Annotated in this window: 14 protein-coding genes; 4 read left to right on the top strand and 10 right to left on the bottom strand. The window is 30.7% G+C overall.

The window, feature by feature from the left end:
• Positions 1-129: 129 nt before the first annotated feature.
• The 4 genes from CLFE_RS06295 to CLFE_RS06280 form a co-directional block, all read right to left on the bottom strand.
• Positions 130-1,569, bottom strand: a complete 1,440-nt coding sequence (locus CLFE_RS06295) for an Ig-like domain-containing protein (RefSeq protein WP_077893437.1) — start codon at positions 1,567-1,569, stop codon at positions 130-132.
• A gap of 157 nt (positions 1,570-1,726) precedes the next feature.
• Positions 1,727-3,019 carry a glycoside hydrolase family 18 protein gene (locus tag CLFE_RS06290; RefSeq protein WP_077893438.1) on the bottom strand — a complete coding sequence of 431 codons (1,293 nt, stop codon included), beginning with the start codon at positions 3,017-3,019 and terminating at the stop codon, positions 1,727-1,729.
• Positions 3,020-3,068: 49 nt separating this feature from the next.
• A complete protein-coding gene (locus tag CLFE_RS06285) occupies positions 3,069-4,514 on the bottom strand; it encodes a DEAD/DEAH box helicase (RefSeq protein WP_077893439.1) in 1,446 nt (481 codons plus the stop codon).
• 102 nt (positions 4,515-4,616) lie between these two features.
• Positions 4,617-4,940 (bottom strand): hypothetical protein, encoded by a 324-nt coding sequence (locus CLFE_RS06280; RefSeq protein ID WP_077893440.1) that lies wholly within the window; start codon positions 4,938-4,940, stop codon positions 4,617-4,619.
• Positions 4,941-5,062: 122 nt separating this feature from the next.
• On the opposite strand from CLFE_RS06280, the gene yfcE reads away from it, so the two are divergent.
• Positions 5,063-5,611, top strand: coding sequence for a phosphodiesterase (gene yfcE / locus CLFE_RS06275; RefSeq protein WP_077893441.1), 549 nt, complete (start codon positions 5,063-5,065; stop codon positions 5,609-5,611).
• 21 nt (positions 5,612-5,632) lie between these two features.
• A complete protein-coding gene (locus CLFE_RS06270; RefSeq protein ID WP_077832314.1) occupies positions 5,633-6,160 on the top strand; it encodes a GNAT family N-acetyltransferase in 528 nt (175 codons plus the stop codon).
• Positions 6,161-6,225: 65 nt separating this feature from the next.
• Here CLFE_RS06270 and CLFE_RS06265 read toward each other — a convergent pair whose 3' ends face one another.
• Genes CLFE_RS06265 through CLFE_RS06255 form a run of 3 tightly spaced genes read right to left on the bottom strand, consistent with a single transcriptional unit; the run spans position 6,226 to position 9,530 of the window.
• The gene (locus CLFE_RS06265) at positions 6,226-8,160 is read right to left on the bottom strand and encodes a glycosyltransferase family 39 protein (protein WP_077893442.1); all 1,935 of its coding nucleotides are present in this window, start codon (positions 8,158-8,160) and stop codon (positions 6,226-6,228) included.
• 21 nt (positions 8,161-8,181) lie between these two features.
• A complete protein-coding gene (locus CLFE_RS06260; protein WP_139356156.1) occupies positions 8,182-8,598 on the bottom strand; it encodes a GtrA family protein in 417 nt (138 codons plus the stop codon).
• Positions 8,592-9,530: a glycosyltransferase family 2 protein gene (locus CLFE_RS06255; protein WP_077832311.1), complete on the bottom strand. Its 939-nt coding sequence runs from the start codon at positions 9,528-9,530 to the stop codon at positions 8,592-8,594. The genes CLFE_RS06260 and CLFE_RS06255 overlap by 7 nt, the downstream gene beginning before the upstream one ends.
• Positions 9,531-9,794: 264 nt before the next feature.
• Here CLFE_RS06255 and CLFE_RS06250 point away from each other — a divergent pair, with 264 nt between their 5' ends.
• Together CLFE_RS06250 and CLFE_RS06245 are read left to right on the top strand one after the other, a co-directional pair.
• Positions 9,795-10,472 (top strand): response regulator transcription factor, encoded by a 678-nt coding sequence (locus tag CLFE_RS06250; RefSeq protein WP_077832310.1) that lies wholly within the window; start codon positions 9,795-9,797, stop codon positions 10,470-10,472.
• Positions 10,473-11,693, top strand: a complete 1,221-nt coding sequence (locus tag CLFE_RS06245; RefSeq protein ID WP_077832309.1) for a sensor histidine kinase — start codon at positions 10,473-10,475, stop codon at positions 11,691-11,693.
• A 61-nt stretch (positions 11,694-11,754) separates the two neighbouring features.
• On the opposite strand, the gene CLFE_RS06240 is transcribed toward CLFE_RS06245, so the two are convergent.
• The 3 genes from CLFE_RS06240 to aroD are packed head-to-tail and all read right to left on the bottom strand — an operon-like array spanning position 11,755 to position 14,645.
• Positions 11,755-12,951: an MFS transporter gene (locus CLFE_RS06240; protein ID WP_139356163.1), complete on the bottom strand. Its 1,197-nt coding sequence runs from the start codon at positions 12,949-12,951 to the stop codon at positions 11,755-11,757.
• Between the two features lie 29 nt (positions 12,952-12,980).
• Complete coding sequence (locus tag CLFE_RS06235) at positions 12,981-13,853, bottom strand: shikimate dehydrogenase (RefSeq protein WP_077832307.1); 873 nt, start codon at positions 13,851-13,853, stop codon at positions 12,981-12,983.
• Between the two features lie 24 nt (positions 13,854-13,877).
• On the bottom strand, positions 13,878-14,645 hold the full coding sequence (gene aroD, locus CLFE_RS06230; protein ID WP_077893445.1) for a type I 3-dehydroquinate dehydratase: 768 nt from the start codon (positions 14,643-14,645) through the stop codon (positions 13,878-13,880).
• Between the last annotated feature and the right edge of the window lie 49 nt (positions 14,646-14,694).

Below are 14,694 nucleotides of genomic sequence, written 5' to 3'. Positions count from 1 at the left end.
GATAGCATCTAAATATGCTAAATAAAAAAGAAGGAATCTATATCCTTCTTTCTTTGTTTGTAAATTTTTCACTTTAAACAATTAACTCATAACAAATGAGTTCTATTATTTTTTCGATTTTTACTATTTTTAATTCAAATTTGTTTCCGGTAAATCTTGTGGAGCTTGTCCATCATCTAAACCAACATCAATAGCATCTAATTCCATCCAATAATTGTTTGCACCAATTTTTGTATTAGTTGTTGGTTGTGTTTCATTATCCATTGATATTTTTACTGTATGTATTGTATCCTCTAACCCATCCTTTTGATAAACCAACATTTGCCATAAAGCAGTATCACTATTATTTCCTTCATCAAAATATTCACTTTTTCCATCAATAGTTACCATTATTCCATCGCTACAATAGTTTGACATTGAAGATATCAACCTAAGTTTAGTTCCTTTAAAGGAAAATACAATACTTGCATCTTTTGAATGGGTTCCTTGATAAGAGCCTCCACAATTTTCGCTTCCTCCAAGTTTTAAAGTCTCAAAGCTACCATTATGCAATACTCTACTATTAGAATCATCATATCTTATCCAACCCTTATCAGGTTGATCTAATTTATTTTTTACAGTAGCATTACCTAAAGTAGTTCCAGTCCAATAATCATCAACTGCTAATTTACATGTTGCACTTATATTACTTCCATCCTTAGTTGTAGCTGTTATAGTAGTATTTCCAGGCTTTATCCCTGTTACTTTTCCAGATTCATCAACTGTTGCTATACTTGGATCACTTGATACCCAATCTAAGTCCTTATTTGCCAAATCTTCCGGATTAACTGTAGCCACTAGTTGCTCTGTTTGATCTTTTAATATTGAATCTTCTGTCTTATCTAAATTTACAGTAGGTAAATCTTCTAACGCACCAGTTGTATCTATATCAACAGCATCTAATTCCATCCAATAATTGTTTTCACCATTTTTTTTATTATCTATTGGTTTTGTTTCGTTAGGAGCCATTGATATTTTTACTGTATGTATTTTATCCTCTAATCCATCCTTTTGATAAGCCAACATTTTCCATAAAGCACCATCACTATTATTTCCTTCATTAAAATGATCAACTTTTCCATCAATAGTTACTATTATGTTATTGCTACAATAGTTTGACATTGAAGATATCAATCTAAGTTTGGTTCCTTTAAAACAAAATACAATACTTGCATCTAGTGAATTTGTTCCTTGATATTGTTTATCCCAGTTACCATCTCCTCCATAATTTAAAGTTGTCCAATTACCTTTATAAACTATTTTGCTATTAGAATCATCATATCTTGTCCAACTTTCTTCTGGGTTATCTAACACATCCCCTACTTTTGCATTAATAAAACCACTTCCAGGTGTAGCTTCATTATAATGTGTCTCAGCTTCTGCAGTTTTGATACTTTTTTTCATTTGCGAATATGCTGCCAATTTTAAATTATGGTTTCCTTTTTTAACTGATGCTGCAAATACATTTGATACGCTACTAAAAGTTATAAGTAATGACATACTTATAACGATTTTTAATTTTTTTTTCATTTTTCTTCCTCCATATATTATATTGTTTTCAACTTAATTATCGTTTTGTAAATATATTACTTCATTCTTTTTTTATGTTTTCCAAAAAATAAAAGAAGGAACGTAAAAACTAATGTACGCTCCTGTTCCAATATTATATACTCATACCATCGCTATTCTATTGATTATATTTTTTTATCATAAACATATTATCTAAAACCTTAAAATTTTGAGTGAAGGACCTAGCTAAAACCCAATAGCTTACACCTTTTAATTTATACCTAAAAACTAATTTGTACTTTTCTTCAACACTTCTTGCATCTTCAAACCAAACTACGTGCTGTCTACCCTCTGCGTCTACATAGTTATAGTAAGGCGACTGAGATTTTATGTCATACTTTATTCTAGCTCCATATTTTCTTGCTCTTTCTATTGCTTCATCATTTCCTATAGTTTCTGCAAATTCTCCTTTAGGTATATACGGAAGCGTCCAATCATAACCATACAGTGGAATTCCCATCATTATTTTCGAAGGCGGAATAACACTTACCGCATATCTTATTACCTTCTCAACTTGATCTATCGGAGCCACAGCTAGTGGTGGGCCTCCTGACCAACCCCATTCGTAGGTCATAATTATAACAAAGTCCACAATCTCTCCATGCGCCTTGTAATCATGTGCTCCATGCCAGGAACCTTCCTTTATATCATAGGTTTTTGGTGCCAATGCTGTTGCTACTTTATAATCAGGATGTAGTCTTTCTGTGAGCTTTCTTAAAAAATTATTATAGTTTTCCCTATCCTTTGGTGGTATTCTCTCAAAATCAACTATTACCCCATAATAACCTTTACTTCTAATCAGACTCAAAATATTATTTATAAGGATATTCTCAAGAGTTTCACTATTAAGTATGTTACTTATAAGCTCACTATTAAAATTTGACCCAGTGGTGCCTGTTATATTGGTAACAGAAAGCATTGGATTAACCCCTGCTTTTTTTGCTTGATTTATTATATTTTCATCGTCAAGGGGTGTGAGACCTGCTGTTTCTGTTACATGATGACTAAAGGGTGTTATATAAGTAAGATATGGTAAACTTTCACTCAAAACTGCATCTTCCTTTTCCTTGGTTGATGGCTGTATAAATGCATTTACCTCTATGGTTCCGTAATTTTTTGCATTTTCAGGTATTCTTAAAATAAGCCCTGGATAAACTTGAGATGGATTTTGAAGATTATTTAACTTTTGAATACTTTCAGGTGATACCCTAAACTTTCGTGATATAGACCACAGGGTATCTCCAGGTCTTACTCTATAGGATATTTCTGTACTCGGTACAACAACCGTCTGACCTATAACTAATTGATTATTTTGAAGCTTATTTGACTCTAAAATACTTTCAGGTGTAACGCCAAAGCTTCTCGCTATACTGTAAACACTGTCACCTGGCCTAACAACATATATCCTCAACTAATTTACCTCTCTAAAATATTACCATTAATTATTATATTCACTTCTTTTATTTCTGTGCCACCTGTGCCCTAACTTTTTTGCCTTTTATAGTCTTACTCTCCATTGCCTTAATAACAACATTTCCCTTACCATTTAATATTTCTACATATGAAAAACTATCGTGTATATCAATTATACCAATGTCTTCAGGCTTTATTCCCTCTATGCTTGATATGGTTCCCGCTATATCTCCCGGTCTTATTTTCTTTTTCTTTCCTGCACTTAAATGAAGCTTCGTAATATCTTTATTTAATTTTTCTATTTTATTATGTTTTGTTTTATTGAGCTTTTGAGAGGTACTTTTTAAAGTCTCTCTTCCCTTTAGAACCTCTTCTTTTGTTGGCATATTTCCTTCTTTTATATAACGCGAAAATTCATTTTCAATATCTTTTAGAAATCTTTCTTCCTTCATAGTAACAAAGGTTATAGCCTTTCCTCTGTTTCCCATACGTCCAGTTCTACCTATTCTATGAATATAACTTTCCTTCTCCATAGGTATATCGTAATTTATGACATGTGTTATGTTTTCAACATCAATACCCCTTGCAGCTACATCTGTTGCTACTAGAAATGTAAATTTACCTTTTTTAAAGTCATTCATAACCTGTATTCTATCCTGCTGAAGCATACCACCATGAAGGGCACCACATATAAATCCTTTATCCTTCATTTTACCAAATACCTCTTCCACATTATCTTTTGTTCTACAGAATACAATAGAACTGCCGGGAAGCTCTTTATATATAAGCTTAACTAAAAGCGAAAACTTTTCTCTTGCCTCTACCTTATAGTAAAGCTCCTCAATTTCACCTTTACTTGAAGCTTCATCTTTCACCTCAACATTTTCAGCGTTTTTCATGTATTTCTCAGATAAATTCACTATGGTTTCCGGAAGTGTAGCTGAAAAAAGAAGGGTATTTCTATTCTTTTCAAGCTTTGAAAGTATCCCTTCCACTTGTTCTATAAATCCCATATTAAGCATTTCATCTGCTTCATCTATAACAACATATTTTATCTTTGAAAGATTTAAGGTTTCTCTTTCTATATGATCTAATATTCTACCTGGGGTTCCAACTACAATGTGACATCTCTGCTTAAGCTCCCTTATTTGATTTGAAATAGGTTCTTTTCCAAAAATACTTACGCACCTTAACCTTTTAAACCTACCTATGTTTAAAAAATCTTCTTTTATCTGATATGCAAGTTCACGTGTTGGTGTTAAAACTAAAACCTGCGGAGCCTTTTCTTCTAATTCTATTTTTTCACATATTGGAATTGCAAAAGCAGCTGTTTTTCCACTTCCTGTTTTTGCTTTTGCAATTATATCTCTATTTTTAAGAATTATTGGGATAACTTTTTCCTGAATACTTGATGGTGTTTTGTACCCAAGCTTTCCTATTGACTCTAAAATTTCTTCACTTAATCCTAAATCTTTAAACTCTAGTTTCTTCATATTATTACCTCGTACTTTTATATTCAAATCTTTTTCTTTACTAGTATACCACATAAATAATTTTAATTAGAAAATAGCAGTTTACTTTAAAACCTGTATGAATTATTTCACATTTTTTAATTTGGCTATATCTGACCAGTTACTAGCTGTTATAACTTCAATATTACTTAAATCTTTTCTCATACTTTCACATTCTGTACCAACGCTATCTATTTTTGTTTTTATATTTTCCTGATTTTCCAAAACATTATCCATAAGTGTTTGTAATTCAATAAGTACTTTATTTTTCTCTTCTTCTCCTTTTTTTAATCTTTTTACCTCTAGCTTTGTAAGCCTTATTTCTTCTTTTGCTCCCGCTAGTTCCTGTTTAATCACTTTAATGTCCTGCTGCATAGCTTTTAAAATTTCCAGTATTATTTTATCCAAAATATTTCACCACCTATTCAAATTTATATGGGCAGTAGAATTAATATTATTATATTCTTTATGTTGACACAAATTCTCAAATTAAATAAAATATACTTAATATTGAAAGGACGGTATGTAAAATGAAAATCTTTTTTATGTCTGATATCCACGGCTCACTCAATTATCTTCAAAAAGCCCTAAATAGATTCAACGCTGAAAAGGCTGATTTTATAGTTATCCTTGGAGATGAATTATATCATGGTGCTAGAAATCCACTTCCTTTAGGTTACAATCCAAAAGATGTAGCTGAACTTTTAAATACATATAGTGAAAAAATAATTGCTATTCGTGGAAACTGCGACAGCGAAGTTGATGAGATGGTCTTAACCTACCCTATAATGTCAACCTACTCTACTATTTTATACAATGATAAAAGAGTCTTTTTAACTCACGGTCATGTTTATAATGAGGATAATTTGCCCAAACTTAGAGATGGTGATATTTTTCTTTATGGTCACACCCATGTTCCTGTTGCAAAAAAGAAAAATAATATATACATAATAAATCCTGGTTCTATCTCTATACCAAAAGAAGACAGTCCAAATTCTTATGCTGTACTTTGCGATAATTTATTTGAAATAAAAGATTTAGATGGAAATACTTTTCTTGAACTTAATATTAATGAATAAAATTTTAGGGAGTTGATAAACGTGTCACCTACTATTCAATTAGGTACAATAAATGATATTGATGAACTAGAACTTCTTTATAATGATTTAAATGACTATTTGGCATCAGAAATAAACTATCCAGGCTGGATAAAAGGAGTGTATCCTGTTAGACAAAATGCAATTGATGGTATAAAAAATGGCAATCTATATATTGCAAAATACCATGGGAAAATAGTAGGCTCTTTAATATTAAGTCATAAGCCAGAACCAGCATATTATAATGTAAAATGGAGTTTTGAATCAGATTATTCGGATGTATTTATTATATATACCTTTGTAGTTCATCCTAAGTTTTTAAGGCATGGTATTGGAGAGAGCCTTATAGATTTCTCAACTAAATACAGTATTAAAAATCATGCTAAAGCTGTTAGATTAGATGTTTATGAGAAAAACTTTCCTGCAATTAAATTGTATGAAAAATGTGGTTTTAACTACGTTTCTTCTGTTGACCTAGGTCTTTCTCATTATGGCTTAGATGTCTTTAGACTCTATGAAAAAATATTATAATAAAAGAGCTGTGTAATTAACGTAAAATTTATGTTAACTATACAGCTCTTTTCAATCAAATAATTTTAATTAACTTTACAACCTTTCAAATCATAAAGCTTAGAAAATTCTGGTGAACACATAACACTGAGTTTTTTATCATCCGAATCATACCACTCATTCTTATCAACAAGTTTTCCATTATTTTTCACCCAAGCAAATATTGCATTATTGGGATTATCTTTATCAGCATTACTTACTATGTCAGAATACATAACATATCTAACCTGACCATTTTTAACCATTTCCTTAAATTCATTTAAACTTATAACCTTATCTGTGCTCATAAAACCACCTAGTGCTATAGCTGATCTATCTGTATAAAGTTCCATACTTGATACATCTATTATGGGATTAGCTGTTATTAACAAATATTTTTCATTATCCTCATGCGACTCTAGATATTTCATAAGTTTAAAAGTAGTTGGTGTTGTTTCACTACTCATCTGTGTCAATACATTACTCATTATGCTGCTATTGCTTCTCAGTTCAAAACCTGCTGTTGGAAAGCTTCCTAGCATTTTATATACTAAAGTTGTTCCAGACCAGACCATTGGAGTTATTATCAATCCTATCAACCCCAATGCTGTTATTGCTTTTTTAAACCCACTATTTAATTTACTCTTTTTCTTATTTAAAATTAAAGCACCGGAACTTACTAAACTAAATATCCCAACTACAGCCATCAAAATGCTAACTACACTTGAAATATTACTATAGAAATATAACAATATAAATTGAAATCCACCGTCAATCAAAAAGGCTATTGGAAGCATATATGCCCCTTTGTTGTTTTCTCTATATAAGTTCCAAAGATATCTCATTCCAATACCTACAAGGGCTGCAATTGGTGCTGAAAGCATTGTTAAATAATAACCTTGAGAAGAACCTTGTGTAAATGTAAAGTAGAAGGCTTGTGGCAAAAAGTAGGCCATCCAAAATACTATAGATATTTTTCTACCATTATCAAAAGGTCTCTTTAATTTCTCTTTTAAAGCAGCTGCTATAAATCCAAATATAGCCAGTGGTATAAGCCAACTTATTTGATCTAAGTAAGAGTTAGTAACTAATGCTCCTACAATTTTAACAATATTACTCGATTTTTTCTTATTACTGCTTTTCTTTTTCATCTTCCTTTGAACTATAGAGAACATTTCTTTTCCAATGCTATTTTGATTATTTAATCTTTCAACTCCATTATGTCCAACAATAAGTTGTAATTCTGAGTTATTTGCACTACTTCCAACGTATGGTCTATTAGCTGCCGGAACTAAGTCTACAACAGTAGCCCACGAGAAAGATACAACTACCAATATTACCGTAGAAATAACTAGATTTATAATTCTCTTTTTCATTTTTATATTGGATGCTATAAAATATGTAATATATATAGCTGGAATTATTAAATATGCCTGAAGCATCTTTATATTAAATCCAATCCCAACTAAAGCTAAACTTATAATAAGATGCCTTAGTTTTGCACTCTCAATAGCTTTCAATAAAAAATAAGCTGCAATCAAGAGTACCATTACCAATTGATTGTCTATTGTATTGTTTCTGCTTACAGCAACAAAAATAGGAGTAGTTGCAAGACATAATGCCGAAACAAGCCCTGCTTTTACACCAAAGTATTTCTTTACAAGAAAATATATAATTGCAACTGAAATTATTCCTGCAATAGCTTGAGGTAACATAATACCAAAACTATTAAAGCCAAAAATCTTTACTGAAATTGCTTGCAGCCAGAAGCCTATAGGCGGTTTATCTATAGTTGAAAAACCCTTAGGATCTGATGCTAAAAAAAATAAGTTTTTAAAACTTGTAAGCATACTCTTAACACTTGCAGAGTAATATTCATTTCCATATCCCTCAAGTTTTAGATTCCCGAAATTTAAAATTGCAGATAATATAAGAATTGCTGCTAACATGATGTGTTCTTTCAATAATTTTATTTTTTTCACTTATCTATCCTCCGTGCGCAATTAACTAAATACTAAAATTTTATAACCTAAAAAGTTTATAGCCTGAGCAATAAGGGTTACTAATATCTTAGCTACATAAACATTAATCCCTAAACCTTTTACAAACAAATTCATAGATACTAAGGTAACTAGAAGTGTAATAACATTAATAAAAATAAATCTTATTAATTCCTTATGAAGCTTTTTTTTACCCGCTTTATCAGAGAAAGTCCATTTTTTATTGAATATAAAGCTGTTAATGACTCCACTACCATATCCTATTACTTGACTTATGCTATATCCTACCCCTATTACACTATTAAATAGAGTAAACATAACAAAATCTATTAAAGTATTAATGACTCCAACTGCTGAAAATCTACTTATTTGCTTCAATCGTCCGTTAAATATATATCCTACTTTATTTAGCATCAAAATCCCTTCTTTTCCCCAATTATATATAGCGGTCTGCCCTTTGCCTCATCATAAATTCTCCCTATATATTCACCCATAATTCCTAGAATCATAAGTATAACTCCATTAAAAAACAGCATAAGTGCCACTAAAGAAGTCCATCCAGCTACAATACCATTTGTAAATAGCTTTTGAATAATGACAAATATAAGATATACAAAGCTTATTATAGATATAATACTTCCTGAATACATTGCTAGTTTAAGTGGTTTATATGAAAATGAAGTAATAGCATCTGTAGCAAATTCCACCATTTTCTTAAGAGGATACTTTGTTTCTCCTGCAAATCTCTCTTCCCTTATAAACTGAACTCCTATTTGCTTAAAACCAAGCCAACTTATAAGACCTCGCACATATCTATTTCTCTCTGGCACTGTTTTTAATGCATCGCAGACCTTCCTGTCTATTAGACGAAAATCTCCTGTGTCAACAGGTATATCAATATCTGTCATACTATTTAACATTCTATAGAAAATTCTTGCAGTAAGCTTTTTGAAAAAAGTCTCTCCCTTTCTTTTAGCCCTTTGTCCATACACTACTTCATATCCCTCCTTCCACTTTTCAATCATTTTAAGTATTACTTCTGGAGGGTCTTGTAAGTCTGCATCGATAACAACTACAGCATTTCCACTAGAATTATCCATGCCTGCTGTTATTGCTAATTGATGTCCAAAATTTCTTGAAAAACTTATAAACTTAATCTTCTTATCTCTATCACATATTTCTTTTGTTATTACTGCTGTTTTATCTCTACTACCATCATTTACAAAAATAATCTCATAATTCTCTCCTGTAGAATCCATGACACTTTTTAACCTCTTATATGTTTCTTTTACAACAAGTTCTTCATTATACAGAGGTACCACTATAGAATATTGAATTACTTTATCGGTCATATTTTCATCGTCTCCTTTTACAATAAATCATATTAAAAACCTTTCTTTAAATATCATGTTACATCTTAATATTATATTCTCTCTCTTAATCTTTTCTTAAAACTACTGTAAACTCTTTGTTAATATATTTCTTAAGCTTTTCTTAAGCTTTTTGATATATAATTAAGTTTGAAAAAACATTTTTTTGTCAATTTAAGCTTAAGTTACATTTTAATATTAATGGTAAATATATATTTCAAAAAAGTGGAAGGTGGTGAGTTTAACGTGAAAATATTGTTAGTTGAAGATGAAATACATCTTTCTGATGCCCTTGTTTATACTCTAAAAAAGAATAACTATATAGTAGATACTGCTTTTGATGGTATACAAGGTGAGAAAATGGCCGAATCTGAAAAATACAATATAATAATATTAGATCGCATGCTTCCATTAAAAGAAGGATTAGACGTGTTAAAAAATTTACGAAAGCAAAAGATTACAACTCCTGTACTAATTTTGACTGCTAAAGATTCTATAAAAGATAGGATTGAGGGTTTAGACAGTGGGGCAGACGATTATCTTGTAAAACCATTTTCCAAAGATGAGCTGCTTGCAAGATTGCGCGCTCTTGGCAGACGACAAACTGACTCTATAAACAATGAGGAGCTTCAAATACATAATCTCACCTTTAATCCTTTAAGAGGTGAAATTAAGACTGATAAAGAAACTATAAAACTATCTTCTAAAGAATCTCAGGTGTTTGAAATAATGCTAAAAAATAAAAATATGGTTATAACTAAAGAACAACTTTTACAAAAAATTTGGGGCTTCCAAGCCACTATTGAACTAAATAATATTGAAGTTTATATATCATATTTAAGAAAAAAGCTTGCAACTTTAAATTGTAAAGTGCTTATAGAAACTATACGCGGAAGTGGTTACTGTCTTAAGGAGATTAATTAGATGTTCAAAAAATTAAAAATACAACTGTTAACAATTAATGCTATTTGCCTTACTATAGTAATTTTAATTATCTTTTTAGGAATATATTATATAACCTTATACGAAATGAATTTACAAGTTTCTGTGGTTTTAAATGATATTGCTAGAAATGAAGAGACTGTTTCTCTAATAAAAGGTCCCTCAAATAATGTAAAAATGGTAGTATCAAGTAGCTTCTTTATAAAAATAAATAAATATGGAAAAGTTTTGGGATACTCTAAAAATATAAATATACCAAAATGTGATATTACAAATTTAAAAAATACAGTTTTAAAAAAAGGTATACAGTATGGAAATATTAAAACTGGGCATTTAAGATTTAAATTTTTGAAGGTTCCTAAAAAATATGGTTTTATAATTGCCTTTATCGATAACAACATGGAAATCAATTTATACACTTACCTTATTATATCGTTTTTATTTGTTGGTACTATAAGTGTTATTCTTGTCATTATTATTAGTTTATATCTTGCTAATAAAGCCATTGTTCCAGTTAAAACAACTTTAGATAAACAAAATATCTTTATAGCTGATGCTTCACATGAACTTAGAACTCCTCTTGCAGTTTTGAATTCAACCTTAGAAATAGTAGTTGAAAATAAAGATAAAACCGTACATAGTCAAATGAAATGGCTAAATAACATTCAAAGTGAACTTTTTAGAATGACAAAACTTATAGAAGATTTATTGTTCTTAGCTAGAGTAAAAAAAGAAGAAATGCCAATGTCAAATTTCAACATAAGCACCACAATAAATAATACTTATGAAACTTTTAAAGTTTTAACTAATAAAAAAAATATAGAACTAGTTTTTAATATAGAAAATGAAATAATTATCTTGGGAAATGAGTGGAGAATTATTCAACTAATAAATATTATGCTTGATAACGCCATTAAACATACTCCCTCTAATGGAAAAATTGAAGTTTGCCTTTTAAAACATAATAATATATGTGAACTAAAGATTAAAGATAATGGTGAAGGTATACCAAAAGAACATATAGAAAAAATTTTTGAAAGATTTTATAGAGTGGACAAATCTCGTTCAAGAAGCCAAGGAGGAACAGGGTTAGGGCTCTCTATAGCTCAAAGTATAGTTGATGAACATAGGGGCAGTATAAACGTCCTTAGCACTATCGGCATTGGTTCTGAGTTTCACATAATGCTTCCAATTACTTTTTAAACAAGTGGCCGCCTTAATAGCATAAAAATTTATGATAACTTGGCGACCACTTATTTATTATTTATGTTAATTGTTTTTTTGCTTTTACTAACTGATTGTACCTTACGTTTACAACTATTGATAAAAGTACTCCTACAGCTGTAATAGCTGCTGCTACTACTAATGTATACTGTATTCCAACAGATTTTGTAACAAATCCAGCTATGGCAGTAACTGCAAAAGTTGCAATACTAGATGACATCATAACCATACTTGTAATTTTTCCTTTTGAAACTGGAAATAAATCTGACATTGTAGATACAACTAACTGTAGTACTCCTCCTGCTGCTGAGAAACCGATAACAAAACCACCTATAAGAGCAATAGTTTGACTTTTTGTAATAAACATAGCCATTAACATTACAAAAGAAATCAAAGGATATATAAATAAGAATCTTACAGGCTTAACTAGTTTTTTAACTAATAAAGCTGTCAATATAACCGCACAAATGGAACCAAGTGCATAATTAGCTTGAATTTTTCCAGCTGCACTTGCAGTCATACCTACCGCATCTATTCCGAAATTTTTATTTACATTTAAGAAAATTTGAAAGGTTGCTGTTGACGTAAATCCCATTATAATTAGAGCAATACCTTCTACTAAAAATTTAGGTTTTACAACTTCTTCAGCTGCTTCTTCAGAATTTTCCGCTTTTTTAGCTCTCATTGGCGCAAATGGTAATTTTAATAATATAATACCATTAATAACTAATATTACTATACATATTATAAATGAGTATCCAAAATACAAGTTGTTTGACAACAAGAGACCTATAGCAACTGGTAAAGCATATTGTCCTATAGATATAAATAGCTTAGTTAAAATACTAGCTAGTCCAGTTGATTCCACTAATATTTCCATTGCTGCTGGAATACATCCTAAATCTAAGAAGGAGTTTGCTATTCCTGCAAGCAATGCTACTGCAAATCCAACAGATGCATTTGGGGTTATTAATATTAAACCAAAGAAGGCTGCATAAATTAACATTCCAAGTAAAACTGTTGGTCTTCTACCGAATTTATCTGATATAGCACCGGAGAAAGGAAGGGCAATTAAACGTCCTATTCCTAGTGCTGAAATAACATAAAGTACTGCTGCCGCATCCGTGTGCCACATAGCTTGTAATGATTTCGAGTTTTGCGCAAGTATTGAAGCTCCAATACCATGCACAAAATAATTTAAATATAGGCAAAAGGCTGTTGGATAATATTTTTTCATATTATTCAAAGTAGTGATCCCCCTATTAATTAATATTTTATATCTAGTACCTTTTTCATGTGTTCAATTGGCATATCTTGATTTGTCCACAATTTAAAAGCTGCTGCTCCTTGGAATAACATCATTCCTAAACCATTCATAGTCTTACATCCTACTTCTTTAGCCATTCTTAATAATTCTGTTTCTCTTGGTGCGTATACAACATCCGTTACTATTAAGTCTGGTCTTAAGAAGCTTTTATCTGGAATGTATGTTTTTCCTTCTAATGGTTTCATTCCCATACCTGTAGCATTTGCAAATAAATAACTGTCTGCTATTTCTTCCTTTAATTTATCAAGATCTTCTAAATCATATAAGGTTGCTTTACATCCAGTTCTTTCATTTATGTCTTTTACTGTCTTTTTAGCTCTTTCAAAATATTTATCTTTTATATTGAAGATTGACATTTCCTTAACTCCATCTAAAGCTGCTTGTATTTCAATGGCTGTAGCAGCTCCGCCAGCTCCTACTATAGTCATCTTCTTACCTATAACATCTATTCCTGCATCTTTTAATGATTGCATATAACCTATACCATCTGTAATATGTCCAGTTAAAACACCGTTATCATTTACTATAGTGTTAACAGCTCCGCAAAGTTCAGCTGCTTCTGACACCTTATCTAAATATTTATGTACTACTGTTTTATTTGGCATTGATACATTACTTCCACGTACCTTCATAGCCCTAAAACCATTTATTGTAGCTTCAAGCTCTTCATTTCCAACCTCAAAGGCAAGATATGCATAATCCAAACCCAATTTAGCAAAAGCCTCATTGTGCATTGCTGGTGAACTTGAATGTCTAATTGGATATGCTATTAATCCTATTAATTCTGTATGTCCTGTTATTCTTTCTCCCATGTTACTCTCTCCTTTATGTATTAATTATTTATTAGTGCTAATTGATTTAAGTATTTCGTAAAGATTGTTTGCTTCTAATTGTCCTGGTGCTGACGCAGTTTTTGCTGATCCAAAGGTAAGTGCTGATCCAAAAGTTTCTCCTGCTAAACGACTAACAACTCCTAATGATCCCATAGACATTGTTATTATTGGAGTAGCTCCGTGCTCACTCTTCATTTCATATGTAGCTGATAATAACTCTAATACGTCTTTTGCATCAACTGGCATTACTGCTATCTTTGGAATATCTGCACCAAGTTCTTGCATTTTGCATAGTCTCTTAACTATCTCAGCTCTTTCTGGTGTCTTATGAAAATCATGATTTGACATTATAACCTTACATCCAAATTTATGTGCTGTTTCTACAATATCTTTAACTTTTTCATCTTCTGCTATAAATAACTCAACATCTATTAAATCTGCATTTTTAGTTTCTGCAATTGCTTTTTTTAGTTCTACATAGTACTCGATACTTATTTCTCTTTCTCCGCCTTCTTTAGCAGTTCTGAAAGTTACAAGTAATGGAATTTCACCTAGTGCTTTTCTTACCATACTTAGAATTTCTTTTACTTTTTCTAAATTTTCAACATCTTTATAGTAGTCAATTCTCCATTCTGCTATATCAACTTTAATTGTCTTTAAGTATTCAACTTCTTTAAGTATTTCTTCATTATTACTTCCCATAAACGGTACTGCTATCTTTGGAAGACCTTCTCCTAATTTTATATTTCTCACTTGTACTATATTTTCCATTTGCATCACCTTTCAAACATAATAGTTATTTTTTTAACATATCATAATT

The sequence above is a fragment of the Clostridium felsineum DSM 794 genome (genome assembly GCF_002006355.2).
In the GTDB taxonomy this organism is placed as follows: Bacteria; Bacillota; Clostridia; order Clostridiales; family Clostridiaceae; genus Clostridium_S; species Clostridium_S felsineum.
This window is presented reverse-complemented; position numbering and strand designations above follow the sequence as displayed.